Origin of the sequence: Bradyrhizobium sp. NBAIM14 (genome assembly GCF_020193895.1) — a bacterium.
In the GTDB taxonomy this organism is placed as follows: domain Bacteria; phylum Pseudomonadota; class Alphaproteobacteria; order Rhizobiales; family Xanthobacteraceae; genus Bradyrhizobium; species Bradyrhizobium yuanmingense.
The window spans coordinates 173,380-198,960 of the sequence record NZ_JADYVQ010000014.1 but is presented as its reverse complement, the minus strand read 5'-3'; the positions used below and the strand labels follow the sequence as shown (position 1 = coordinate 198,960).

Below are 25,581 nucleotides of genomic sequence, written 5' to 3'. Positions count from 1 at the left end.
CATGAAGCTTGCCCAGCGGCGCATCCCGCACGCCCATATCCTCGCATGGTCGTCTTGGCGTAGGGCCCATCAGGCCAACGCGCGCAAAGCCCATCTCAGGAAAAAATTGCAACTGTAATGCTAGGCTGGATGTAGGGGGCAACATATTGCGCGCACTGCTTCCGTCAGGAGAGCCCGGACGTGATGCCGAGCCGGGCCAGCAGATCCGCGTCGCGATCAACTTTCGGGTTTTTGGTGGTCAAGAGCACGTCGCCGACGAAGATTGAATTTGCGCCGGCCAAGAAGCAAAGCGCCTGCAATTCATCGGTCATGTATTGCCGCCCGGCGGACAAGCGAACCACACTCCTCGGCATCATGATCCGCGCGGTCGCCAGCAGCCGGACCAGCGCGATCGGATCGGGAGGCCCCGCGGTGTCTTCCACCGGCACGCCCTCGATCTTGTTCCACAGGTTGATCGGCACGCTTTCGGGATGGTTGGGAAGATTGGCGAGCAGCACGAGCATACCCAGGCGGTCCTCGACGCGCTCGCCCATGCCGATAATCCCGCCGCAGCAGATCTTGATGCCGGCATCGCGCACATGCGCCAGCGTATCGATGCGGTCCTGCAGGCTGCGGGTGGTGATGATCTTGCTGTAAAACTCGGGCGATGTGTCGACGTTGTGATTGTAGAAGTCAAGGCCGGCCTCGGCGAGGCGCGCGGCCTGCTTCGTTGTCAGCATGCCGAGCGTGACGCACGTTTCCATGCCGAGTCCCTTGACCGCCTTGACCATGTCGCAGACGGAATCAAGATCGCGATCTTTTGGCGTGCGCCAGGCCGCGGCCATGCAGAAGCGCGTGGCGCCGGCACCCTTCGCGCGCTGCGCGGTCGCAACCACATCGGCGCAACGCATCAGACGAGTGGCTTTCAGGCCGGTCTCGTAATGCGCGCTTTGCGAGCAGTAGCCGCAGTCTTCCGGACAGCCGCCGGTCTTGATGCTGAGCAGGCTCGCAGTTTCGACGTGGTTTGGATCGAAGTTCTTGCGATGAGCGTGCTGCGCCTGAAGCATCAGGTCGGCAAAAGGACGGTCGTAGAGCGCCTTAGCCTCTTCGACATTCCAATGATAACGAACCTGCGTCCCGTTGCCTGCTTCCTTCCGCTGGACTTGCGCAGCAGCATCCATAAGCCAATCCCGCTCAATTGTAGATAATCGCGTCAATTATCTATAGTCATTGCCCTCGAAGAGATGCTAATCGAGCTGTCTCGCAAATGCACCGGTTATTGCGGTAGATAATCTATGATCACTAGTGACAACATGACGACGGTCGCGCGCATCGCGGACTCAATTGCTGAGCGCATTATCAGCGGCGCCTTAGAGCCAGGCGCGCCACTCCGTCAGGATCACGTGGCACGAGAATTCAATTCCAGCCACGTCCCCGTGCGCGAGGCCTTTCGGCAGTTGCAGGCACAACATCTTGTTGTCGCGGTGCCGCGTCGCGGTGTTCGGGTTTCCCCGCTCGATACCCGTTCAGTGAAGGAGATCGCCGAAATGCGCGCCGCGCTCGAAGTGGTGGCATTGCGCCATTCGGGGCCAAGGCTCACAACAGCTCATTTGGCTCAGATCGAGCTCGCCCTGATCGAAGGAGACAATGCAAAGACGATCGAGGAGTTTGAGACAGCCAACCGCGCCTTTCACCAAGCCTTGGTCGCGCCGTGCGGAATGCCGCGTCTGCTCGCGAGCCTCGATGGACTGCAGCTTGCCAATTCTCGATTGGTGTTCGCGATGGCGCGATCGGTGGGCTGGCGACCGCGCTCCAATCAAGATCACCGCCTGATTCTGCAAGCCTTGCGAACGCGCAACGTCGATCAAGCCTGTAATCTGCTCACGCGGCACATTCAAACCATTGAGCGCCTTGCCCTTCCGGCGCCCTGAGCAAATCTGGCAAGCTTCATTGCGGATCGCCGACGATCGCAAGCGACGATCATGCGGCAAGCGACTAGCCTCATTGCAACGGGCTCTATTCCCAGATAGTTATGCCACCCACTAGCGACATCTCCACGGACGGCCATGATTCGTCACATCGTCTTCTTCAGCGCCAAGGACGAGGCGCATATCGACCATATCATCGAAGGTCTTTCGCTTCTCACCACGATACCACATGCGCGCCGGCTTGAGGTTGCCCGCAACCGCAAGACCGATCAGCTCGGCAACGATATCGATGTCGTGGTCTATGGTGAGTTCGACAGCGAGGCGGAGCTCGCAGCGTACAAGGCGCACGATCTCTACCGGGAGTCGATTAAGCGGGTCCGACCGCTCCGCGAGCTGCGGTTCGCGGCCGACTACGATGCATAGATACCCCTTGCGCCTCCACGGCAGGATGATCCAGGTGCTGTCGCAGCAAAAAGTCCACCGCCTGGTTAACTTGGCAATGGGCCTCAAGTTTCGGCCCATCGCAGGCAAGCGTCGTTCTCATCGGGGGGGCCAACAGATGGAACGGCACTTTCACGACGTCAGCCGCCGGTGACCGATAACCACGATGTACGTTCGCGAGTTGCAGTGGGTTGACCCTGTCATAGCGATGCGACGTCTCGGGCATCGATCGCATCTCACGTTTCTCGATAGCGTAGCAAGGCACGAGCTGCTTGGGCGCTACTCATATCTAACGTGCGACCCGTTCAGCACCTATAGGGTCGCGAACGGCCAAGTCAGTTGGAACGGACTGACTCTCGAGGCCGATCCATGGAAGGTCCTTCGCACGCTACTCGCGAAGTACCCGCAAGAGCATCGTCCCGATCTCCCGCCGTTCCAGGGAGGAGCGGCGGGCTACCTTGCCTACGACATGAACAGGACATTGGAGCGATTGTCTGCGCCGGCAATTGCCGGTCTGGGTTTGCCCCAATCCATCCTGCATTTCTATGATGTGGTCATCAGCTTCGACCACCGGGATAACAAATGCTGGATCGTCTCGACCGGATGGCCGGAGCAGGATCTGGTGCGACGGAGCGAACGAGCGCGTCGTCGAGCCGACCAGTTTGCAGCATTGCTTGCCGGTCCAAAGGCGCCACAGAAGGGTTGTCCCAGCAAAGCGGGCGCATGGCGCTCGAACTTCAGCCGCGAGGGCTACGTTGCGGCGGTACAACGCGTGATCGACTTGATCCTGGCGGGTGACGTGTTCCAGGCGAATATTGCGCAGCGTTTCAGCGCCCGCCTGTCGACCTCGTTTGATCCACTCGCCTTCTATTGCCAGCTACGATCATTGAATCCAGCGCCTTTTGCGGCCCTGCTGCGATGGGGAAAGCTGACCATCGCATCAAGTTCGCCGGAACGATTCCTGAAGCTTGAGGGACGACAAGTCGAGACACGACCTATCAAGGGCACGATCGCGCGTTCTCCTGATTTCAAGGAAGACCAGCGCCGTGCGGCTGTTCTCCTCGCTTCCGAAAAGGATCATGCCGAGAACACGATGATTGTTGACCTTTTGCGCAACGATCTGTCACGCGTTTGCACCGCGCATTCGGTCGAGGTTCCGGCCCTGTGCAATCTCGAGTCCTATGCCTCAGTGCACCATCTCGTGTCGATCGTTACGGGGAAACTTGCCGGAGGCGAAGACGCCGTTAGCCTGCTCCGTGCTTGCTTCCCCGGCGGCTCCATTACGGGAGCGCCAAAGCTGCGGTCGATGGAAATTATTACAGAAATCGAGCGCATAGCGCGAGAGGTCTATTGTGGGGCGATCGGCTTCATCGGCTTCAACGGGCACATGGACACAAGTATTGCGATCCGCACGGTCACGATCGACGGCGACCTGGCTGTGTTTCATGCGGGCAGCGGTATAACGGCCCTGTCGGAGCCCGAGGCCGAATACGAGGAAACGCTCGCCAAGGCAGAGCGAATCTTTGATGCATTTGGTTCTGAACCAGCTGGTGCATTTTGATTGTCATCATCGATAATTACGATTCCTTCGTGTTCAACATTGCCCGCTATTTCCACAAGCTCAGTGAAGCAACGGAAGTGATCCGAAACGATGCTATCAGCATCAGCGAGCTCGTTGGTCTCAACCCGCGCGCGGTGGTCATATCGCCCGGCCCCTGCACCCCAAATGAGGCAGGAATATCGACAGCAGTGGTTCGCGAACTTTCAGGACGCGTACCAATTCTCGGCATCTGCCTTGGACATCAATGTATTGGAAGCGTTTTCGGAGGACGGGTGGCGCGTGCGCATCGGCCCATGCACGGTCGGCGCTCGTACATTGCGCATGACGGCCGAGGGTTATTCAAGGGGCTGCCAACCTCGCTTGACGTCGGACGCTACCATTCTCTTATCGTCGAGCTTGATCAGTCATGTGCGCAGAATCTCATAGTGACAGCGCGTTCGGAGGAAGGCGAGATCATGGCCTTCACGCACGGCTATTATCCCACTTATGGGGTCCAGTTCCATCCCGAGTCGATACTGACGTCACAGGGGCACGTCCTGCTTATGAACTTCTTGCGACTCACAGAGGATTTTCGAAACCACGCGGAGCAATGAGAGGCGGCTCGCCTGCCGATCAAGATGGTGGACTGTTGGTTTCCGACGTGGTTGGAAGGCGCAGCGCCATATGGCAGGCATTTTGTGGTAATCAGCGCTGTTCCGTGCTCGGCTCCGCAGTCAGCGGCGCGCCTCCGACAGAAACCGGACCTTGCGGTTTCGTGAGCGTCATCGAGGCACCACGCGCTGAGGGCTGATCTAGTCGGTTAGAAAGATCTCGTGGAATGGTTCGTCACGAGATCACCATGTCAAAGGATAGTCGTAAGGATGGCGATAAGGATAGGCATACGTCTATCCTCAAGGACGGCTCGGACACGCTGCAGCGTGTCGAGATCATTACCGGGACGGGCCGGCGACGGCGCTGGTCGACCGATGCGAAGGCGGCGATTGTCGCGGAGAGTTTTGCGCCGGGTGCAAGCGTGTCCGCGATGGCGCGACAACACGACATCAGCCCAAGCCTGTTGTTTCTGTGGCGTCGTCGGACAATGCGGGCGAAGGTGGTGGAGCGCGGGTACGGAGACGTGCCAGCTGGCTTTTGCCGGTCGCGATCACCGGCTGCGGGGGCAAATTGCCCTCGTGCGAAGAGCAGGCGGCAATCGAGATCGAGGTCGGCGCGGTTTGTATCCGTGTCAGGGGGACGGTCGACCGCCGGGCGCGGTGCGAGGTGCTGGCCGCAGTAGGGACGGTTGGCCGATGATCGGGCTCCGACCAGGGTTGTCGATCTGGATCGCGACGCAGCCGATCGATTTCCGTCACGGCATGGACTAGCTAGCGATGCTGGTGAGCGAGGCGTTTGGGGCCGATCCGTACGACGGCGGACTTTGTGTCTTCCGCTCCAAGCGCCGAGATCGCGTGAAGAAGTCCGGTCTTGGCAAGGCCATCAGCTACACTCTCAACCATTGGGAAGGTCTGACGCGCTTCATCGATGACGGGCGCATCGAGATCGACAGCAATACGGTCGAACGCAGCATCAAGCCGATAGGCCTGGGAAAGAAGAACTACTTGTTCGCCGGCAGTGAAGGCGGGGCCGAGACATGGGCCATTCTCGCGTCGCTCATCAACACGGCGAAGCTGAACGACATCGATCCGCGGCACTATCTGACCAATGTTCTCGAGCGCATCGTCTCCGGACGTACAAAGATCAATCGGCTGCACATGCTGTTGCCGTGGAATTGGAAAGCCGAGCGCGATGGTTCTGAGGCAAAGCTCGCCGCCTGATCAGTTCGACGGCAGGGCATCTGTAACTTCCTGCGCATCGCGGGTGTCGTCCGTCATAGACTCGTCGCGGATCACGCGCGGCGTCACCTCGTGCAGATAGACTTGCAGCGACCTCGCCAGCTCGGTGAACTCCGGCAGCAGCACCTTGTCGACGAAGCCCAGTGACGCACGGATCATCACCGTGTTGCGTCGCTGGCGGTGATAACGAAATGGCCGGAGCCCGTATCGACGGCAAAGCGCTAAAACAAGCGTAAGCGCGTAGGTCACCCCATGTAGCGGATGATGTTCGATTGTCAGAGAATCTCCTGGCGATTTGTCCCAGGAGTTCATGTGAGGGAACATATGTCTGATACCAAGAATTTCGAAGTTATCACGGCTGCAGCCGAGCGGCTTAAATAGAACTGCTGTGTCTATCATTTTGCGGACAATAGCGCGCTCTTGGATCGAGAGACGGCTCGGCAATATGGTCATGTTCACGAGGAATGTCTAGCCAGCTAGACCGCTACTGTGTAAGCGGTGCGACGTATTTGGTCCGGACGCGCCTGATGCGTGATCCAAATGGTAAACTCTCCTCCTCGAAGACCCGCCCGAAGCCGGATGTCGTAACCGGCGATCAGTCATAAAGCTTGCAGTGGACTAGGCTGACCGCCCCTCCGGTCCGTCGCGCCGCTGTAGCGGCCGCTGATCGTAAGCGCGCCGAACGGCCTTTTGTCTGGACCTGAACGTCCTGACGTCTAGTGGCAAGCTGCCCTGGGGCCCCTTCCATTTGTGATTTGTCGCGCAGGTCTGTCAGCTTTCAGTAAGCTCCCCCGGATACAGAGCCGTTGAGGTTGGCGGGATGTGGCAGGGACAGTGCTAGCGTACCAGAACGGTCGGCGCCGAGTCATGTTTCTCGTCAGCCTCATCAGCAGTGCGGATGCGGCAGGAACCTTTCGTCAACTCAGCCCCCCGCCGGTAGGATCCGGACCGCGCCCGCACTGCTTCATTGGGCGGCTCGGCGTACAAATCAAGCACATCCTCGATGCGCCGGAGGCAGACAGGCGGTGCGCAAGCTAAAGGCGCAGATGCCGCCGATGCCGGGATGAGTGGTGACGATATCGCCAGCAGCGTGGACGTCGGCCACTCGATGGTCTATCGAACCCGTCGGCGTTTTGTCGCAAGGCAACCCGGTGGCCGCCCAGAGCGGAGAGCCCGTGCAGGGGCAGAGCGCGAGCTCAACGACAAAGAAGAGGTCCTTCTGGTGGCCACCTCCTGCTTCAGCCCTCCGACCGCGCGCGCTGGACACTGGAGCTGCTGGCCGACGAGACGGTCAGACTGACGTCGCAGGAGAGCCTGTCGCGCGAGACGGCGCCTGGCCGAGAACGATCTCAAGCCATGGCGCAGAAGCATGTGGTGCACTCCAAAGGTACAAATGGGGTATGTGGCCAGTGAAGGCCATCTAGCACCGGCCGCCGTCGACTTTGCCGAGCGCATGCGCGAATTTCATTGCCCCCGAAGCATGCCAATTGGCTCAACATCATCGAGATCGAGATTAGCGCGCTCGCCCGTCAGTGTCTCGACCGGCGCATCGACAGTTATGCCCATCTCGTCAGAGAGACCGCTGCATGGGAGAACGCCGCAACGCCGAGCGCGCACCCATCAATTGGATGTTCGCGATCGAGAAGGCGCGCACCAAATTAGGCCGCTCTCTATTCTAAAATATCTACCAGAGTGCCGAAAGCAAAAAGACTCAAAATCTCTGTGCCGAAACACTAGGTGCCCACGAGCCCCGTTCAGCCAAGTTGCGGCCGATGGAAGAGAAGAACGCGGCCTCCCGGTAGGCTCTCGGCCGTGTAGGGCTGACCGTGGACTAAGAAACGGGTCATTGGGACATCCCGGCTCGGCAGAAGACCTAGGCTCTGCAATATGTCGATCACGACAGGCGAAGCCTCTTGGGGGCCGTGCGTCCAGTGATCGCCGAACAACTCTCTCAGTTCAGGCACTTGCGGGAGTGGCTGATGGCCTGATGCCGGTGCGGCAGACGGCAGGGAAAGGTTTGGCGCCAGCGCCGAAGGAGCGTCCTCACGCCATTCGAAAAGTGCCGGCGAATCAAACCCTGGCGCAAGACCGCCATAGATATCTGAGGAAGTCCTTGGTGCCGCAGCTTCACTCGGCAAAGTTGGCCGAGGGTGATGAATGAGTTGAACGTCGTTGGGGCCTTTCGGTCCCAAGATGGCCGTGTAGCGTTCGCCGCCATCGCTCTCTCATGAACTTAATGGACCCAAGGTGACTGGGACCTCTTCCCTGATGGGATTTCAGAGCGCCGCGCCAAGAGTATAAGTCAGCACCGATCAACGCCAGCCTCGTTGTGGCCGGCGGCGGCTAAGCCATCGTCTGGTCGCGCTGCCCCCATTAATGGTGAGCCTCGCGTCCTGCGTGGCTCTGCGGCTCGGCTACAGCGTCGCGCATCACGGGCCTCTTCGGCTCGTGCTCTGAGCATAATCGACCATGCCTTCCCGCTTGAAGAAGTCGAGAACGTCTTCATTGATGCGAATGGAAATGGTGTTGTTCGTTGCTAGAACGGAGCAATCGCGGTTGCTGCCATAGAGCAGATAATAGCAGACCTCCTCACCGTTCCCAAGGTCCTCACTTAACGAGTAACGCACACTTGCTCTGTATGAAGCTCAACATTAGCGGCACAGACAGCCGCGATGGTCGCGCCGGCACCGGCCAACGGAAGGAGGTTCAGAACTAGCGAAGAGCTCAAGCTAAATGATCTCGAAGTATCTCCGACGTTCAAAGTCGGTGACCCGATGTTGAACGGATTCCCACTCCCAACGGCGCGAGCAAGCGAACGCTTCAACAAACCTTTCTCCGAAGACATCACTGGCCGCTGCAGACTCTGCAAACCGAGATGTTGCCTCTGATAGGCTTTGAGGCAGCCTCGCGGACGGACGACACATTTCCAGGCTTGCATCACCGACGATCGAAGCCGGTAGTTCCGGACCTGTCTCGAAGCCCAATATTCCTGAACCAATCGCACATGCGAGCGCGAGATACGGGTTCACGTCTGCGCCAGGCAGCCTATATTCCAGGCGATGCGCAGATGGCTCTCCCGGAATGGCGCGAACCGCGCAGGAGCGGTTGTCAAGGCCCCAGCTTGGACAGATTGGTGCCCAGCAGCCAGGTACCAATCTCTTGTAGCTGTTGACGTTCGGCGCAGCGAGCACACAGAACTCATTCATGTATTCTAGTTGTCCGGCGATGAATTGCCTCATAAGATCGGAGACGTTGCCTAACGCATCACCGTCGTAAAATACATTTTTACTATCCGAGGACATCGAGATGTGAATATGGCCGGACTGGCCGGGCCATTTCTCGGAAACCTTGGCCATGAATGTAGCCATCATGCCTCGCGTTTGCGCCCAGGCTTTTATCATCGACTTGAATATGATTGCTCGATCGGCGGCTTCCAGCGCATCACAATGACGAAGTGACGCTTCGACAACGGCAGGTCCCGTTTCAAAGTGTAGTCCGCTGAGAGGTATTCTAGCCTTCTCACAAATCGCCAAGATCTCATCGAACAGCTCATGTTGTGCGACAGAGCGCGCAATCGAGTAGCCGAACGGGCCGCGCGTTAAAGGAGCCCATTCGCCGAACGGCTTGTCTTCAATCGTGTCTGCGTTCTCCTTAAACAGCATAAATTCAAACTCGAACCCGGCAGTGCAGTCGTATCCGTGGTCAGCAGTCCTTCGCAGGACCTTACGCAGAACACCGCGCGGACAGATGTTCTCATGTGCGCCCGCGAACTCCGCGAGATAGAGATATTGATCGCCGAGATGAGACACCGAACGGCCGGTGCCTGACAAAATCCGCAGGTCAGCATCTCCGAACGCCGATAGCGGCTTTTGCGTGAAACTGGCCGGAATGACCCGGTCCGTACAATCCCACGCCAGCACCGCTTCAGAGAACTTGATAACTTTATCTTCACCCGCGAGATCTTCACCTAAGACGTGTTTGCCTCGCAGAACGCCATCGAAGTCGCTTAAGCCGACCATCGCCGCGCGGGCTGGATTCGCTCCGGTCAACCTGGGATCAGTTGGCATCAGTCGCGATCCTGCATCACCAAATCGAACACCTGGTCCATCCGCATTGCTCGCAACTTGCGATAGTCATTCTCAAGCTGAGTCAAGTCGCTATTCACGAGATAAACGATGCCTGGTGTCGACACTAAGTCGATCGTGGGAACTAGCTCTTGACCAATCGGGACGAATGCAATGGCATCCGCGAAGCTCGGGAGCTTGCGGATTGCTTCGAGTCCCGGGTAACCGGCAACGACACCGCTCATATCTGAGATCAGCGAGACGCAAAGTGCGTGAGCCTGCCGCTTGTAGGGCCCGCGCAGCCTCATATATTCACCAAAGCCCTTGGGATCTGCGTAACGCCAGGCCGTCAAGGTCATATGGTTGTGCCCCAACGCCATCGTTCGTGCTTTTGCCGACATGGTCCCTTGAAGCCTCGCTCCGAAGTCCACCAGAACCGGTCCCCGATGATCGACGATGATCTCAGCATGAGCCGGTCCGTCGACGATCTGTAGTGCCTGCAACGCACGCACCAAGTAGTCGGACAGTTCCTGAACGATTGGTTCGTTGCCCCCCAACAATCTCTCAAGTGAGCAGACCGATGATGCCCTCTCAATCGGAACCGTGTCATAGGTCCACGCCTCCGTAACGAAGGCTTCCCCTTCGATCGAGACGGCATTTACGGTATATTGCTGGCCGTTTATTTTTTCTTGCCCAAGGGCAAAACGATTCAACGCTCCGACACGGTTCGTCTTCCCGACAATTGCGCTCACAGCCCGCTGAATATCAGCGTCTGTCGAGCAAAAGAATACATCCTCGGTACCCGTACTGTTCAGCGGCTTGATCACGATCTGATCGAACTTCGCTTCACGCTTCCAGCTCGCGATCTCTACAGGACTGTCGGACACGACTTGTCTGATCGATCGCACGCCTGCAAAGGTCAGCGCGCAAGACAATCGCGCTTTGTCACGCCGAGCAGCGGATAGCGCAGTCCCATTTGATGGTAAGCCAAGCCGCTCCGACAGAGAATCGGCGAGTTCAACTCCGGTCTCGCAGCCCGCGACAACGAACTCCAATTCCCGGCCATGGAGAGCCTGAAGATGATAATCAACGATGTCGTCATATCCCATGCGCTCGGTGGGGCGAATGACTTCATCATAAAGATCCGCATTGAAATGCGATTGGAATATGGACGGAATCTGTGCAGCCGACATCACATGCACCGTTCCAATTCCATAGCGCTTGAATTCTTCCGGTAGGTATCGGCCGGTAGAATATGCGTCTACGATTACACAACTCCGTTCTTTCATGCGGATCTCCGATACTGCAAGTAGATGTTTCCGACAGCGACAGCCGTAATGAGAGCATTTCCTATGAACGTATGTAACGAAGGCACGATGCGAGAATCGAAGTACTGGAACAGGAAGGTGATGATAGGGGCGGTGGACAGGACCATGTTGACGGTGAAGGGCTCTACCCGGCGAATGCCCTGCTGGATCAAGAGCAAAGGAACAATGATCGTCGACAGCCCAATTGCCGCGATCGCAAACCAATGCTGCGAGATCTCAGGCACGATAGATGAATGGTCGACCAGTCCCAGCAGCAAGAGAATCGTTCCATAAAAGCGATGCGCCAGGACTTGTCGGCCAGAAAACCCACGATCGAACAGCAGTTTGACAAGTATATTTGTAAGGGCCAGCGATAGGCCGGCCACGATCGCCAAGACGATGCCGAAGGACGATCGAGCCCCCCACTCCACGCCTGCGTTGCCGCTGGCCGAGATCCAAATCATGTAACTCCCGATCGTTGCGATCGTAACGCTCACGACAATATCGGATGCTGGAGGGGCACCCTGGCGCCTGATCAGTGCGTTTAACCACACTGTTGCGGTGGGCCCCAGCGCCACCATGAAGGCGATGACGATCGCAGGTTCAGCGTATTTCAGTCCGATAAATAGGCCGATCCAGCTGATTGCTGTCACGACATTGAGCGCGACGAAGACGAGGAGCGACCATTTCGCCACCGTTGCCTCGCGTCCTTCCTGGCGAGCCAGGAGATTGAACATCAGACAAACCACAGCGAAGGTCAGCAGGAGCGCGACGAACACATCCGCTTGCTGAAAATACGACGCCGCATAAACCTCGCCTGCCGCGCTCACGACGACATAAAGCGCCACAAATAGGACTCCCAGAACGAAGCGATTCGCCAATCCTCCAGTCTTCCTGTGCCCGCGAGGCGGCGCACGGCCCTCGCAGGACCGGACGCGTGCTTCGGCTCCGAGGGAGTGTCCTTTCGACGTGCACGGACCACGTTTGGTTTGAAATGTCACAACCTGCCTCTAGTTCTTCTTAGTTCGGTAGTACCCAACACACGCCTCTCCAAATGCCTTGAACAGTTGCTTGCTGAGGAGATCGGTTGAGACGTGCCATTCGGGGTGCCATTGCACACCGATTTGGAGCGTCGGGGCGCCAATGACCGAAGCCGCCTCGACCAAACCGTCAGGCGCCCACGCCTCGCGCCTCAGCGCCGGGGCAAGCGCCTCGATGCCTTGATTGTGCAGCGAGTTGACTTGCGCTTCGATCGTCCGCGCGATTGGAAAGAGCGCGCCATCGGAGCATATCCTGACGGTGTGCGCGGCGTCGTACTGACGGTCTCTTGGACGATCTGGCTTCTCGGCATGCATCGCGCCACTTTCCGGCTTCCACTCCGCAAGCGATGAGCGGAGCGTGCCGCCGAAATAGACGTTGAGTTCCTGAAGCCCACGGCAGATGCCCAGAATAGGCATTCCGAGCGCGATGGCGCTCTCTATAGTTACGGCAGAGAGCCTGTCCCGCGGACGGTCAAGGATCCCAAGCTCAACGTCCTGCCGATCAGCCTGCGTCAAGGACGCAGGCGCTCTCAGGACGGCGGGGTCGATGTTCGATTCATCACCTGTCAACACTAAGCCGTCGAGCCGGCGCATGATCGCCGGGGCGATCTCCTCCCTCGCATCTTCGGCGTCGATCGTCGGCAATATGACGCAAGCCACTCCCGCATGACGATGGAGTGCCTGCAAGTACTTGCGCCGCAACCAGTCGCGATGCACACCATCGACCAGAAGACGGTTCGAAGTGACGCCGACCACGGCTCGGGTGCTCTCTGGCCGTAGAAACGTCACGCGAGCTGCCCTCGCGCGCGAACCTCGGCAACGGCCTGCTCATACAAGCGTCGATTTCGCTCTTTTAACTGACCTATGACGCTAGGTTGACCTTGAGGTCCCTTGACAAAGAGACCACCCCAGGTCGCGGCAACCTTCGCATAGTTCGGATCCTGCATTCGGATTTTCTGAGCTTTGCGCAACAGCCAAAACGGGATGCCCGGCGAAAGATGATGCTCAAGGTGGTACTCATCCAGATTCTGTCCGAGGATGGCTCGTTCGAGGAAGTTTCCTTTCCGATTCCTGGTGAGATAGACGTTCTGCGTCTCGGTTTCGCACATAGGTGAGTGCTCGGCTAGCTCGATAAACCATCCGAGGACCTGAAACGTGGTGAGATAGGGCACGATCCAAAACAGGACGACGATATGGAGCAGCCCAACAGCATATGACCCGGCCAGGATGCTGATCCAGAAGAGATAGAAGCCATACTTGTCGATAAGTATGCCTGAGCGGCTCTGCTCCTCGACATCTGTGATCGAAAATCGATTGGCCCAAAGATACTTCAGATACGCTACTGTCGCGCCGCCGAAGATCGGCTTCCAGATCATGTTGAAAGCGTACCGCTCCGGAGGCTGCACGTTGTAAACGCCGCTGGCCAGAAAGAACTTCAGGTCGGGATCCTTGTCCGGATCTCCGAGATAGGGATGATGCAAATAGACGTGCGAGATCCGGTAGGCCCAGTGGCGCTGGAACAAGGGATAGGAAGCGAACAGAATGCCCAGGACGTAGTTCCAGGTCGTGTTCTTCGCGAGCGTGCGGTGAGCCGCATCATGAGCAATGGTTGTCAATCCGCGCTGATAGGCGCCAATCAGAAGGACGGCCAGCGGGTAGAGCCACCATGAGACCGACACAGTCGCGAGCGTACACGCTGTGATGACAGCGTAATCTTTGGCAATATAAGCCGCTCCCGTTATGTTGTCGGGCCTGAGCTCGGAGAGCTGCTTATTGATTTCTCGGCTGAATTGAACGGCCTCATAGCGTGATGACCTCAATTTCCAAGCGTCTGCCTGATTCATGAGAACCTCCTCCTGATCGCCTTGCAGGTTGTCAGATTGCGGAAAGCGCCTTGTCCAGATCGCGCAGGATGTCGTTGACATCTTCGATGCCGACGCAAAGCCGGATCGAGCCGCCAAATATGCCGGCGGCTTCGCGCTTTTCCCGCGGGACGGTGGTGTGGGTCGTCGAGACAGGATGGGTCACGAGCGTGCGGGCATCGCCTACATTCGAAACGTGATACATCAAGTCGACGTTCTGGATGAACTTGCGCCCGGCTTGTTCGTCCTCCACCTCGAACATGACCATCGCCCCGTGTCCGTATGCAGCATTGAGTGTCTGTTCAACGGTTTCCCGATCGGCGCCTTCGAAGAGCCCGGGGTAGAAGACACGGCGCACTTTTGGATGCTCCTTGAGAACGTCGGCCACGATCCTGGCATTCGCGCAGTGCTGCTTCATGCGAAGTGGCAGCGTTTCAAGCCCTTGGATCAGTTGAAAGCTCGCAAACGGGGCGATGGCTGCGCCGGTATCGCGCAACCAGGTCATGCGAGCCTTGAGAAGAAACTCGCTCCTTCCAAGATCGTCGACATCGCGCACCGCATTATGCCAAACAACTCCGCCATGCGCATCGTCGGGACGGTTGAACAAGGGAAAGCGAGAGGCTCCCCGGTAGCTAAACTCGCCGTTGTCAACGATCAGTCCACCGAGCGTCGTACCGTGGCCGCATATATATTTCGTTGCGGAGTACGTCGTAATAGCAGCGCCGAGATCTGACGGCCGGCATACCAGTGGCGTCGTCGTATTGTCCACGACCAAAGGCACGCCGTACTTTCGGCCGATCTCGGCCAGCTGTTTGACGGGGAGCGGAATCAGACAAGGATTCGAAATCACCTCTCCGAACAGGCATATCGTGCGATCATCAATGGCACGTTCAAATGTCTCGGGCTTTCGAGGATCGGCCGTCCTCACGCTGATCCCAAGACGCTTTAATGTGTTGTGGAGCAGGTTCCAGGTATTGCCATATAGATACGGAGAGGCGACGACATTGTCCCCCACTTCGCCACTTGACAGGTTGACGATCGCAAGGAACGTCGCTGCTTGACCTGACGCAACGGCGAGCGAGTCGCTCCCCATATCGACGGCGGCGTAGCGCCTTTCCAGCGCGCGGGTCGTTGGATTGATGATCCTTGTGTAGGTGAACCCATCGGCCTTGACGTTGTAGACGTCAGCGATGTGGTTGAGATCGCCATCGAGTTCATAAGCCGTATTCTGGTAAATCGGCACTGCGACGGCTTTCGTCGCCGGGTCTCGCCGATAGCCCGCATGCAGAACAGCAGTCTCGGCCGAAAACGGCAGCCGCGGGTCCCCAGCCACTCGAGCCGGCATCTTTATGCGAGCCCCGCATGCCTCTTGGCCCGACATCGGCTTTGCTAACCGAGCCTGACCGGACCGGAAATATGTACGAAAAGCGCACCCCAACTGCTCGATCCAGCTGGATTGGATTTCCCCAATGCAACCGACGCGAAAACTCCGCGTGGCAAGATGCAGCTTTGAGTAGATGTAAAGGTTGTGGGCCGCCAAGTGGCGATAAAGCCCATCGAATCCTGCCTGGTCCACGATTCCCGACGGCGCACTGAACGCGACGCAGACCGGCGACTGCAAGTCCGCGGACAGCAGCGGAGACACCAGTCCTTCGAGTTCCTTGACGAGATCGTCCCTGACCTTTTCGTACCTGCAGCGTCTGGCATCGATGCCCTCCTCGTGCAGAATCTTCAGGGCCTTTGTCGTTGCCTGAACGATGTGGGTGGGAGGGGTCGACCGCCACTCACCGGTGCGCTCGAGCGAGAGCCATTGATCTCTCACGTCGAGGACAAACGACCTCGGTTCTTGAACCGCATTCTCCAGCAGCTCGCGGGACGCGATGACAAACGCCACTCCCGGCGGCCCTTCTATGCACTTGTTGCTCGACGTGACCAGGACGTCAGGTCCACGCTGGCTCAGGTCGATATTAAGGCCGCCGAAGGAACTCATCCCATCGACGATGGTCTTTACGCCACGTCTTCTCGCCTCCTCCACGATCGCGTCCAGCGGATTGACGATTCCGGTTGTCGTCTCACAATGCACGAAGCACAGGTGCGTAACGCCAGGATTTCGGCTCAGATGCTCGCCAATTTCTTGAGGATCCAAAGGATCGGTCGCTCGCTTCACAAGCTTCAGTGCTTCGACGCCCCACAGCCGCAAGATTTGCAAAATACGCTCGCCATAGATGCCGTTTATGCAAACGAGCGGCCTGTGGGCTCGGGACACAAATGAAGAGAGAGCGGCCTCCATCGCAAAGGAGCCCCCTCCCTGAATAGGCACGACCGAATAGTCGTCAGCATTTCCCAGCAAGTTGAGCATCAGCCGCCTCATGCAGGCGGTCACTTCCTTGAACTCGCAATCGCGCGATGCGAGATCAAGCTGCATCTGGCTCCTGACCGCCAGCGATAACGACAATGGACCAGGCGTCAGCAAAGAGCGCTGTCTTATCAAACCATTCCTCCTCAAGTTGTATTCTTCAATAGACCTGGAGTACGCCCACCCCACCAGGGAGCCCCTGTGGCGAGTGTCGACTTCCTCCGTTCAACAGCTTCGGGTCAGATGCCCATAGATTGCGGGCGCGCTTCGCGTCTGTGTCCGAAACCCTGCCGGATGACAACCTCCACATCTCATCGCAGATGCAGAGCGATCTTTCACAAAGCTGCTCACCGATACCATTCATCACCTCCAAGATATTGGCCTTGCGACCGCGCCCTCGAACGCAACCGGCGGCGACGCGCGCTGTCATCTAGCCATCACGCATGCGCAGGCGTGAGCGCGGTCGCCTTCTTGCGTCGCGAAGCGGCAGGTCGACCGACCGACTTACGTGCGAACCTGCGTCATTCAGGCAAACCTGACATTAGGAAAGCGATGCAGCCGGATCATCGCGCCGGGATGCAGATTAAGGCATGGCACACTTGATGACGTCGCAGGCAGCGGGAGTCTGATGCATGGGCTTGAGACTTGATGCATTCGCACTTCGTAGCTCGTTGGAGGTTTGGGACGCTGATGACTGTCGCTGTCCATTTCGAGATCGTACAACTTGACGTTAGGGGCGTTTCAACCCTCTCCGGGGATTTTCTCGTGAGATTTTTTTCCTGACGTACTCCCATCTGGCGGCGACAAGCCGACGTAGGCAGCGGAGTGCGGAGGTTCACAGCGAGCTGAAGTATTTTGAGAGTTCGACATCAGGACATTCGGCATTCCGCCTGCGGCCGCATACCAGCAGGTAAGGATGGCCAGCCTTTCCGTTCACGTATTCCTCGCCATACCGCAGATGGAGGTACCGAGCTTCTCCGCCATGCCGCCGAGATCCTCCTGGATAGCTGGCACCTGGAAAGTGTACGCCTCGTCGCACATGACCGCCGCTGTCAGGTGTCGTTGCGCTGAATGAAGCGCCCTTGGCAGGCTGTGGTCGAATCCGGCTTGAAGGTAATCTGAGCGACCTTGCGATTGCTGTCGCTTTAGCAACGAACAGTTCGACCTTTCGGCGAGGCGCCGTGACGCAGAACCTGTCGTCCTGCTTTGCTAGGACCAGGTCGACTCGACTCCAGATGAGTGGCACGTGTCCCTCTGTGAGCGCGATCGTTAGGCTGGCAGCATCTCTCGGGCCTGCACTCCGCTTCGTGGCGAGAAAGTCTCACGAACGATCATCGCCGTGGCGAGCGTGCCGCGGTTGACGGGCTGGTCCAAATCGTAAGGCCCAAAGTGAAAGGAGTTCCATCGCGTCCAACACTCAATGGAGCGCAAGTACCTCGGCGGTAAGGCGCTCTGATTCGACGGATCGCATCTCGCAGCCGTTCTGCTCGCGTTGGCCCCTCTGCAGCGCCTGCTCGTTGATGGCGAGCTCGCGTTCGACGCGGTCTACCGCGCGGTCGAACAGGTTGACGGTTGACCAGAGCAGATCATCAAGAGATCGTCCTTGTCGCTTGCCATGGATGAGCTCCCTTGCCATTTCGGCCGCGCCATGGCCGCCTTCATGACGATCAACGACGGCAGGCGGTACGGAGCAGAACCCGAAGCGCGGAAGTCCGTAGCGCAGCACGGGATGGCTAAGGTTCGCGGCTGCTTTGTCTCGCAATGCCAAGGCGCGGGTGTAGGCAGGCGTTGTCCGCCGTCGAGCGGCGGGCCACCGAAGCAAGCTTGCCGAAAGCCGGCATGGCCGCGACAGGAGGGAGTCGTGGTCGACTGCCAAATTCGGGTCCTGAAAACAAGTGCCCGCTCGCCGGATGCGGCCAAGCCCGGAAACCGAGGCCCCTCATACTGCGCGAGAGATCGAAGCCGGCCGAGACGCTGTCCGGCTCGGCTTTAACGGGAGCTCGGCGTGTCGCTGGCCGTACGCGCAGCAAGAAGCGCCAAGCGAAAAGTCAACTTACTGGAAGTCGGACTTCCTCTCTGGACTTTGTTGTCACATCGTAGATTCTGATCTGGAGCATGGGACGGCGTTTCTTGAGCTCCTCCGCTCCCGCCCATGCTCCATCTCTGCTCGCGTACTCGGTTTTGAGTTGGCCATCCACTTCGAGCACATAACCGGAAGCGGGCAATCGACGAGTGGGTGCGACCATTTTGTTCCTTTAGAGCCAAAAGTCCGATCGCAGGCTCGCCAGAGCTGGATCGCCTTGGCCGGCTTGCGGGATATCGTGCGAATCGATGGTGCGACGCGAGGGACCTCTAACCATCAAGAATTGACCGCGCCATCAAGACATCCACTACCGCTTCCGCTGAATGCTCTAGGGTCTGCTCCATGGTCCTGAGATGAACCTCCGGTGTCGTTGGTGCTTCGTAGCACGAATCGATCCCGGTGAAGTTCTTGATCTTGCCGGATCTCACCTTTGAATACAGGCCTTTTGGGTCTCGCCGCGCGCATTCCTCGAGCGGCGTATCGACAAAGACTTCTATGAACTCATCCTTGCCAACCAGGCTGCGCACCCTGTCCCGTTCGGCCCTAGTGGGCGAGATGAACGAGCAGATCACGATCAAGCCGCTGTCCGCCATCAACTTGGCAACTTCGCCGACACGCCGGATGTTCGCCACGCGATCCGTCTCCGAGAAACCGAGGTCCGCGTTCAATCCGTGCCGGAGGTTGTCGCCATCCAGCAGCATGGTATGCCGCGACATCGCAAACAGCTTTTGATCAACAAGGTTGGCAATCGTCGACTTTCCCGCGCCAGACAAGCCAGTGAACCAGATGACGCAAGGCTTCTGATTCTTGAGCGCGGCGCGCTCCCTCCTGTCCACGGATAGCGCTTGCCTAGCAATATTGGTGGCCCGCCGTAGCGGAAAGGCAATCATGCCGGCCCCGACCGTACGATTCGTGTAACGATCGATGACGATAAATGATCCGGTCTTTCGATTGAGGTCGTAAGGATCGAATACGGCGGGCGTTGCGGTCACAACATCGCAGAAGGCGATCTCGTTGAGGGAAAGCGTCCCGGCGGCCAGATGCTCACAAGTGTTGACGTCGATTCGATGCCTAATTGTGGTAATGCTGCCAGAAATCGTCTGCGATCCAATCCGCAGGACGTAATTGCGTCCGGGAGCGAGCGGCTCCTTGTCCATCCAGATCACATAAGCAGCAAGCTGGTCGGCCACCTTCGGTCGGTCGTCCGGTCGCGACAGAATGTCGCCACGACTGATATCGATTTCGTCTTCCAGTGTAATGGTAACCGCATCCCCGGCTTCGGCGGCGACGAGGTCACCATCGTGGGTCACGATCCGCTTGACGCGCGTGGTCCGCCCCGACGCAGCGACAACGATCTCGTCTCCTGTCGAGATCCTCCCGGAAGCCACCGACCCGGCATAGCCCCGAAAATCCGGGTTTGGCCGGTTTACCCATTGGACCGGAAAGCGGAAAGCCTGGCTTGCGGTGCCGGACTGGATGTCAATGCTCTCCAAATGCTCGAGCAGGCAGGGACCATGATACCAGTTGGCATGAGCGGAGCGGTCCACGACGTTGTCGCCGTAGCGGGCCGAGATCGGGATCGGAACAATCGAGGTGAAGCTGAGACCGGCGGCAAAGGCCAGATAGTCACGGGCGATCCGATCGAAGCACTCCTTGTTATATGCCACAAGATCGATCTTGTTCACTGCCAGCACGACATGGCGAATACCGAGCAGCGAGCAGATAAAGGAGTGGCGGCGGGTCTGAACCATCACGCCTTTGCGGGCATCGATCAGGATGATGGCGAGCTGGGCATGCGAGGCGCCGGTAGCCATATTGCGGGTATACTGCTCGTGGCCGGGAGTGTCGGCCACCATGAAGGAGCGCCGCGGCGTCGTGAAGAAGCGGTAGGCGACATCGATTGTGATGCCCTGCTCCCGTTCGGCCTCCAGCCCGTCCACGAGCAGCGCGAAGTCGATGTCATTGCCGGTGCTACCATGCTTGATGCTGTCGCGTTCCAGCGCCGTGAGCTGATCGTGGTAGATCATCTTGCTGTCGTGCAGCAATCGGCCGATCAGCGTCGATTTGCCGTCGTCCACCGAGCCACATGTGATGAATCGCAGCTGATCCTTCGTCCTGGCCGGGACCAGTTCTGTTGCCGGATTCGTAAACATCAAAAGTAGCCTTCCCGCTTCTTCTTCTCCATTGAAGCGGCTTCGTCGGCATCAATTAGGCGTCCCTGGCGCTCCGACACAGTCGTAGTCTGCATTTCCGCGACGATATCTTCGATCGTCGTCGCATCGGATTCAATAGCTCCGCTCAAAGGATAACATCCAAGCGTGCGAAAGCGGATCATGCGCATTTCCGGCGTCTCGTCGCCGTTAAGCGGCAATCGCTGGTCATCGACCATGATCATCGCACCATTTCGACGCACTATCGGTCTTTGGTTCGCGAAGTAGAGCGGAACCACCGGAATCTTCTCGAGCATGATGTATTCCCACACCTCGAGCTCGGTCCAGTTTGACATCGCAAACACGCGCATGGTTTCGCCCTGGCGGATCCGTGTGTTGAACAGGTTCCAGAGCTCCGGCCGCTGATTACGGGGGTCCCATACGTGTCCGGCCGAACGGAAGGAGAGTATCCGTTCTTTTGCGCGACTCTTTTCCTCATCGCGCCGCGCTCCGCCAAAGGCAGCATCAAATCCGTGGAGGTCGAGCGCCTGCTTCAGCGCGTCGGTCTTCATCACCTGGGTATGGAGCGCGGAGCCGGAATCGATCGGATTGATCCCGCGCGCGAGGCCCTCCTTGTTGACATGGACGATCAGGTCGAGGCCGAGCCGCCTGGCTGTCGCGTCCCGGAAGCTGATCATCTCGCGGAACTTCCAGGTCGTGTCAACGTGAAGCAGGGGAAACGGCAATTTTGCCGGATAGAACGCCTTGATTGCAATGTGCAGCATTACGCTTGAGTCTTTTCCGATCGAGTAAAGCATGACCGGCCTTTTGAACTCGGCGACCACATCACGCATGATTTCAATCGATTCAGCTTCGAGGCGGCGCAGATGTTTCGGTAGCATGTGCCTTCTTTTCGATGCAGGATCTCTGTTCTTCGCCGTTCTATGGCTCCAGCCTAGAGTGGGAATATCCGCGGCGGAAACGGCTGGCCAAGACGCATGGCTCGTCGATGAGCTCAAGCCCCACTGGAGAGGAGACTTGCAGACGCGGGAGCATATCGCATTCCGCCGCTGGTGCGGTCGGCGCCTGGGTCACACCTGATCGGGAGATCAGCTCGTGCGGGTTAAGGATAATGGCTAAATCAGCCAGCGTGTTTTATTCGCAAGCATTCAGATCCGTTAGCGGATATTGAGGATCCGCTCAAGCCGCGCGACTTCGCCTCGCAGCATCTCGATAGCCGCTTCGCTGTTGCGAATGCCATCCAGCCCCGCAGCTCGATCAGCTTCTGACGCCAACAGCGTCTGTTGCAACTGGGCAGCCATCGTGTGGACCGGCTCTCCAGCGTGAGGTGGGCCGGATAATGCTCCCGCCTTGGAGCTTCGCAAATCCCACCAGGTTCGGAATACCTGACGATAAAGTTCAGTTACCTCCCCTCCCCTATCCAGGACTCCGGCTTGCTGTGCATGTACCAGTTCCTGCTCATATCCGAGTTCTAGCAGAAGCTCGGCGCCGACCAGATCAGTCACGGTTTGCATCTCTTCGACGCTCAATTGAGATTGCCATGCCTTGACAGAGCTTTGGTCGACGGCGTTTCGTTCCAAGATTTTTCGGTCTCCGAAGCTACTCGATCGAAGATAATCTGCTTGTCTCATCCCCGCCGATGCGACGGCCGCTGGATCACAGCCGAGGCCCCTCAACAGACGCCGGATTTCCTCGTCCGGATGCGCCACGAACAGTTCGTATTGCACGAACTGTGTGCGCGGGCGAGTGCGGTGGGCGGCGAGCTTGGGAAGGCCCAGAACCAAATCGGCGAGTGACGTTATGATGCCGTCGGGCAGACGGAGCATGAGATCGACGAGACTGGAGACGCTGACCGGATGCGAGCTTTCTGCCCGCAGTGGGACCCCCCACGTCGATTTCAGTGAAGCCGCGATGGCATAGGGATTGCGCATTAGAAGGATGTGTGGCGCCTCTGGATAGACAGATTCAAGAAACTCAAGCGCCATCCAATAGCGTGGTGTCTTGTCTAGGATGATGCGCTTGCCCGCTTGTGCCAGATACTGATCATAGGCTGCATCGGCAAAAGCGCGGCTAGGGATCGTGCTATCTATCCGACCCAAGAATTCAGAGGTCGCGGCCTCAATCAGCGAGCCACCCGCCGGATGGCGCTGATCCACCCTGCCAAATGCTTCAACCGCCAACATCAACCAGGGTTCAGGCGGAGCCACAATGTCTGGATGGTGCTGCAGCAAATGCGCCAGGAGTGTCGTCCCGGATCGTGGAAGACCGAGGAGAAAGCACACCGCAGGCGAACGGCCAAAACGTCCGCTCATCGTTCAGACGCCCCGTCCTTGAAAAGCGAACCCTGTCGGCGCTCGCTTGATCGACAGAAAGCCAGCCGCAAAGCGCTAAAACGACCAGAATTTTGTCTGCCACTCATGACTTGAGAACCGTTCAGTTCGATCGATCGGCTGGATACAGAAAGACACCGCAATCGCGTCCTCGATTACTCGACAGTTGAAACGAAGTCACGAGCCAGCTCAATTACACGAAGATTGATTGCGGATATGGGAAGGTTGGAACGAACTATACAGACGTTTGCCGAAGACCGCCCACGGCACATGGGAAGGTTATTACGTATGATCACAGCTTCCTCTTGCTGAGGTATTGAAGACGTAAATGCGACATGCAACCTCGCTGATGCTCGGCATACACCAAAGAAGTTTGGCAAAAGAGCGGACAGCTCGGCGAGCTCAGCAAAGAAGCAGACCATGTCACGGACATCTCACGTGGCAAGGTGCAGCAATCTTGTCAGCGCGCATCGCTGCCGACGCAACCGTGAATGCTGCCCATGGTCCGCCAAGACACTCCATAGTCCGGCCAGCCTGTTGTTCGCCAGCCCATCCTTCCGAGTTATACCAAGTAATTGATTTTCCTGCTCCTGGAGAGTTGCCCCTCCCTTAATCGGCGCAAGGAGACTTGTAAACGATGGAACCTGACTTAAGATGCCTCCGGATCTACCTGATCCAGCAAGCGCGCTTGGCCGCATCTCTACTGACGGAGACGAGATTGTCCGGTCATTTATGTGGGAGATCAGATCGATTCGTGCGTCGAAGAACTTGCCAAATTATATGTGCTGGGCATCACTCGGCCACGGTGGACGATCCTGATGGCTGTGAACTATTTGGGCAAAGAAATGCGTGTACCGGTCAACCTGGTGTCACGATTGATGCTCGTCGACCCCTCCTTCGTGACAACCCACTCAAAGCTGCTAGAGAAAAACGGTTTGCTGCGGCATAAGTCCTCCGCAGACGATGCCCGGATCGGGCAGATGTCGCTGACGGCCAAAACGCGCAAGCATCTCCGACTTTGGAGCCACGACAGGCAGTCCTGGTGAGCTCGCTTTTGATGAAAGCGGCGTTGACCGATCAAGCGAGTTCATTGCCAAGGCTGCTACAGTGAGGCTTCGCCTGGAAAGGGCCCGCTCTGGCGTTCAGAAGATCAAACGCACGACCGTCAGAAATGGAGCTCGCTAACATGAGTCTCCCATCCTTCGAATATGTCTTGAAGCAGCGCGGTCGAAGATGGTTGTGGTCCGTTCACAACGCCTAGGGCGCTCAGGTGATGACGGGTTCAGGACCTAACCGCCCCGCCGCCATCTATCAAGCTAACAGAGCGCTTTTTCAATTGCTGTTGAGCGCGCCATATTGCCTCGGAGCTCGAGCTAGCCAACAGGCTCGGCGAGGTTCGCTTACGCCCAAACTTTAGTCTGGCACGAGCTTCGAGGATGCCCCATTCGCGAGTTGTTTCCATTTCGCTAAAGCGATCAGCCGATGTGTTCGGCCCAGCGCGGCCAAGACTGCCTCGCCGAAGCTGAAGAAGCTGCTGGCCGAACGGATGCTAGATTCGGCCCCTACAGGAGTTCCTCTGAGACTGGTCAGCTTCTCGAACTAACGCGCGTAGGACTGGGCGTAGTGGCACCATCGCATGCGTTCCGGGGTCGAGTGTCTTGGGGTTTTATCTTCGAGACAGGGCTATGGCTAAGACTATCTCTTCACTCGCGATCATACATCGCAAGCGGCTGTCGAAACCGCCTTCCAAGAAACTTGATCAAAGCGCTGGAGCACGTTCCGCGACATTGAAGGCATCCAGTACGTGCCTGAAAACTTCTCTCAGCGCGGGTCGGCCACGCTAATGTGCGACAAAGTCTGTATGGCCAAAGAGGGCGGCCCGCGAGCCGCCCTACCGGCCACTAGCCAGCGTTGCTCACAATTACCGCTGATGTCCGAGTCCGATTCCGAGATTTAAGGCCTTCTGGCGTAGCGCACCTTCGCTGCGTTTGGTCATTTTTGCTATTTTTATGACCGGGGTCCGAGCCTTCGAATGGACTTTGAGCTCTTTGATATCTGCCTTCGTCCACTCGCGCCGCTTAACGCGTTTCTTGGTTGCTTTTTTCACGATGAATGCTCCTTCTGAGAGGAGCGCCTGTAACACATTTTTTTCGGAGCGACGACCGTAAAAAAGAGGCACTCATCGGAACTCGCGCCAGCGTATAAGTTCGGTCATGCTTTCTGCCCATAGTGTTTCGAAGAAAGGGTCAGCGGAGATAGCCGCCTTGGCTACGTTTGTGACGAGGTCTCAACTGCCGTCTCCGACCGATTTGAGGTCAAACTACGTCGGTGGTAACCGCGCCGTTGGACATCTTGGCGAATGGCATCGCTCACTAAACGCACCGCCCGCTTCTTTCGCTTCCAATTGCCGTCCAACCCCGCGGGGATCGCAAAGCCTCGCGGAACGACCAAAAGATCGCGCCTTCCGTTCAAATAAACATCAAACATGTCGTCCCTCGTCAGACACGAGCGTAGATCGCGGGTTCATACATTTGGTGACATCGAAGCAACAGTCGCGATTAAGAACTCTACGCGAGTTTTCTCCGGATGTTGCCGCACTTGAGGGTGCATGGCGCAATCCCGCTTCTCCT

At 57.8% G+C, this 25,581-nt stretch carries 20 protein-coding genes; 7 read left to right on the top strand and 13 right to left on the bottom strand.

Going from position 1 to position 25,581, the window contains the following annotated elements; translation table 11 throughout:
- Nucleotides 1–164 precede the first annotated feature (164 nt).
- Nucleotides 165–1,160 (bottom strand): biotin synthase BioB, encoded by a 996-nt coding sequence (gene bioB / locus I6F28_RS27215; protein ID WP_225142073.1) that lies wholly within the window; start codon nucleotides 1,158–1,160, stop codon nucleotides 165–167.
- 114 nt (nucleotides 1,161–1,274) lie between these two features.
- Between bioB and I6F28_RS27210 the strand changes: the two genes are divergently transcribed.
- The 6 genes from I6F28_RS27210 to I6F28_RS27185 all read left to right on the top strand — a co-directional run bounded on the left by I6F28_RS27210 (nucleotide 1,275) and on the right by I6F28_RS27185 (nucleotide 5,720).
- Nucleotides 1,275–1,910 (top strand): GntR family transcriptional regulator, encoded by a 636-nt coding sequence (locus I6F28_RS27210; protein WP_225130873.1) that lies wholly within the window; start codon nucleotides 1,275–1,277, stop codon nucleotides 1,908–1,910.
- A gap of 135 nt (nucleotides 1,911–2,045) precedes the next feature.
- Nucleotides 2,046–2,330, top strand: coding sequence for a Dabb family protein (locus tag I6F28_RS27205; RefSeq protein ID WP_225130875.1), 285 nt, complete (start codon nucleotides 2,046–2,048; stop codon nucleotides 2,328–2,330).
- Between the two features lie 184 nt (nucleotides 2,331–2,514).
- Nucleotides 2,515–3,909, top strand: a complete 1,395-nt coding sequence (pabB, locus tag I6F28_RS27200; RefSeq protein WP_225142071.1) for an aminodeoxychorismate synthase component I — start codon at nucleotides 2,515–2,517, stop codon at nucleotides 3,907–3,909.
- A complete protein-coding gene (locus I6F28_RS27195) occupies nucleotides 3,906–4,502 on the top strand; it encodes an anthranilate synthase component II (RefSeq protein ID WP_225142069.1) in 597 nt (198 codons plus the stop codon). The genes pabB and I6F28_RS27195 overlap by 4 nt, the downstream gene beginning before the upstream one ends.
- A gap of 224 nt (nucleotides 4,503–4,726) precedes the next feature.
- Nucleotides 4,727–5,182 carry a transposase gene (locus tag I6F28_RS37890; RefSeq protein ID WP_524536121.1) on the top strand — a complete coding sequence of 152 codons (456 nt, stop codon included), beginning with the start codon at nucleotides 4,727–4,729 and terminating at the stop codon, nucleotides 5,180–5,182.
- 94 nt (nucleotides 5,183–5,276) lie between these two features.
- On the top strand, nucleotides 5,277–5,720 hold the full coding sequence (locus tag I6F28_RS27185; protein WP_463671670.1) for an IS66 family transposase: 444 nt from the start codon (nucleotides 5,277–5,279) through the stop codon (nucleotides 5,718–5,720).
- Here I6F28_RS27185 and I6F28_RS27180 read toward each other — a convergent pair whose 3' ends face one another.
- The 11 genes from I6F28_RS27180 to noeE all read right to left on the bottom strand — a co-directional run bounded on the left by I6F28_RS27180 (nucleotide 5,721) and on the right by noeE (nucleotide 22,933).
- Entirely contained in the window at nucleotides 5,721–6,191 is a 471-nt protein-coding gene (locus I6F28_RS27180) for a hypothetical protein (protein WP_225131000.1), read from the bottom strand.
- Nucleotides 6,192–8,467: 2,276 nt separating this feature from the next.
- On the bottom strand, nucleotides 8,468–9,805 hold the full coding sequence (locus I6F28_RS27175; RefSeq protein ID WP_225142067.1) for a glutamine synthetase: 1,338 nt from the start codon (nucleotides 9,803–9,805) through the stop codon (nucleotides 8,468–8,470).
- Nucleotides 9,805–11,091, bottom strand: coding sequence for an ATP-grasp domain-containing protein (locus I6F28_RS27170; RefSeq protein WP_225130883.1), 1,287 nt, complete (start codon nucleotides 11,089–11,091; stop codon nucleotides 9,805–9,807). Before I6F28_RS27170 ends, I6F28_RS27175 begins: the two co-directional genes overlap by 1 nt.
- Entirely contained in the window at nucleotides 11,088–11,990 is a 903-nt protein-coding gene (locus tag I6F28_RS27165) for an EamA family transporter (protein ID WP_225130885.1), read from the bottom strand. The genes I6F28_RS27170 and I6F28_RS27165 overlap by 4 nt, the downstream gene beginning before the upstream one ends.
- 129 nt (nucleotides 11,991–12,119) lie before the next feature.
- Nucleotides 12,120–12,905 (bottom strand): gamma-glutamyl-gamma-aminobutyrate hydrolase family protein, encoded by a 786-nt coding sequence (locus I6F28_RS27160; protein WP_225130887.1) that lies wholly within the window; start codon nucleotides 12,903–12,905, stop codon nucleotides 12,120–12,122.
- A gap of 29 nt (nucleotides 12,906–12,934) precedes the next feature.
- The gene (rtxC, locus tag I6F28_RS27155) at nucleotides 12,935–13,993 is read right to left on the bottom strand and encodes a dhydrorhizobitoxine desaturase (protein ID WP_225130889.1); all 1,059 of its coding nucleotides are present in this window, start codon (nucleotides 13,991–13,993) and stop codon (nucleotides 12,935–12,937) included.
- A gap of 31 nt (nucleotides 13,994–14,024) precedes the next feature.
- Nucleotides 14,025–16,436, bottom strand: coding sequence for a 2-aminoethylphosphonate--pyruvate transaminase (locus I6F28_RS27150; protein ID WP_249782088.1), 2,412 nt, complete (start codon nucleotides 16,434–16,436; stop codon nucleotides 14,025–14,027).
- Nucleotides 16,437–17,784: 1,348 nt separating this feature from the next.
- On the bottom strand, nucleotides 17,785–18,129 hold the full coding sequence (locus I6F28_RS27145) for a hypothetical protein (RefSeq protein ID WP_225142065.1): 345 nt from the start codon (nucleotides 18,127–18,129) through the stop codon (nucleotides 17,785–17,787).
- 590 nt (nucleotides 18,130–18,719) lie between these two features.
- On the bottom strand, nucleotides 18,720–20,603 hold the full coding sequence (gene cysN, locus I6F28_RS27140; protein ID WP_225130895.1) for a sulfate adenylyltransferase subunit CysN: 1,884 nt from the start codon (nucleotides 20,601–20,603) through the stop codon (nucleotides 18,720–18,722).
- On the bottom strand, nucleotides 20,603–21,568 hold the full coding sequence (gene cysD, locus I6F28_RS27135; RefSeq protein WP_225131002.1) for a sulfate adenylyltransferase subunit CysD: 966 nt from the start codon (nucleotides 21,566–21,568) through the stop codon (nucleotides 20,603–20,605). The genes cysN and cysD overlap by 1 nt, the downstream gene beginning before the upstream one ends.
- 210 nt (nucleotides 21,569–21,778) lie before the next feature.
- Nucleotides 21,779–22,933, bottom strand: a complete 1,155-nt coding sequence (noeE, locus tag I6F28_RS27130) for a nodulation protein NoeE (protein WP_225142064.1) — start codon at nucleotides 22,931–22,933, stop codon at nucleotides 21,779–21,781.
- Nucleotides 22,934–23,685: 752 nt separating this feature from the next.
- On the opposite strand from noeE, the gene I6F28_RS27125 reads away from it, so the two are divergent.
- The gene (locus I6F28_RS27125; protein WP_346656752.1) at nucleotides 23,686–23,997 is read left to right on the top strand and encodes a MarR family transcriptional regulator; all 312 of its coding nucleotides are present in this window, start codon (nucleotides 23,686–23,688) and stop codon (nucleotides 23,995–23,997) included.
- Nucleotides 23,998–24,872: 875 nt separating this feature from the next.
- Here the strand turns inward: I6F28_RS27125 and I6F28_RS27120 are convergent.
- Nucleotides 24,873–25,058: a hypothetical protein gene (locus I6F28_RS27120; protein ID WP_225130902.1), complete on the bottom strand. Its 186-nt coding sequence runs from the start codon at nucleotides 25,056–25,058 to the stop codon at nucleotides 24,873–24,875.
- Between the last annotated feature and the right edge of the window lie 523 nt (nucleotides 25,059–25,581).

Coding starts and splice junctions, on each gene's coding strand:
- I6F28_RS37890 (WP_524536121.1), top strand. CDS start 4,727: ATGGTTCGTCACGAGATCACCATGTCAAAGGATAGTCGTAAGGATGGC.
- bioB (WP_225142073.1), bottom strand. CDS start 1,160: ATGGATGCTGCTGCGCAAGTCCAGCGGAAGGAAGCAGGCAACGGGACG.
- rtxC (WP_225130889.1), bottom strand. CDS start 13,993: ATGAATCAGGCAGACGCTTGGAAATTGAGGTCATCACGCTATGAGGCC.
- pabB (WP_225142071.1), top strand. CDS start 2,515: ATGTACGTTCGCGAGTTGCAGTGGGTTGACCCTGTCATAGCGATGCGA.
- I6F28_RS27170 (WP_225130883.1), bottom strand. CDS start 11,091: ATGAAAGAACGGAGTTGTGTAATCGTAGACGCATATTCTACCGGCCGA.
- I6F28_RS27205 (WP_225130875.1), top strand. CDS start 2,046: ATGATTCGTCACATCGTCTTCTTCAGCGCCAAGGACGAGGCGCATATC.
- I6F28_RS27185 (WP_463671670.1), top strand. CDS start 5,277: ATGCTGGTGAGCGAGGCGTTTGGGGCCGATCCGTACGACGGCGGACTT.
- I6F28_RS27210 (WP_225130873.1), top strand. CDS start 1,275: ATGATCACTAGTGACAACATGACGACGGTCGCGCGCATCGCGGACTCA.
- cysN (WP_225130895.1), bottom strand. CDS start 20,603: ATGTTTACGAATCCGGCAACAGAACTGGTCCCGGCCAGGACGAAGGAT.
- I6F28_RS27180 (WP_225131000.1), bottom strand. CDS start 6,191: ATGACCATATTGCCGAGCCGTCTCTCGATCCAAGAGCGCGCTATTGTC.
- I6F28_RS27150 (WP_249782088.1), bottom strand. CDS start 16,436: ATGCAGCTTGATCTCGCATCGCGCGATTGCGAGTTCAAGGAAGTGACC.
- I6F28_RS27175 (WP_225142067.1), bottom strand. CDS start 9,805: ATGCCAACTGATCCCAGGTTGACCGGAGCGAATCCAGCCCGCGCGGCG.
- noeE (WP_225142064.1), bottom strand. CDS start 22,933: ATGAGCGGACGTTTTGGCCGTTCGCCTGCGGTGTGCTTTCTCCTCGGT.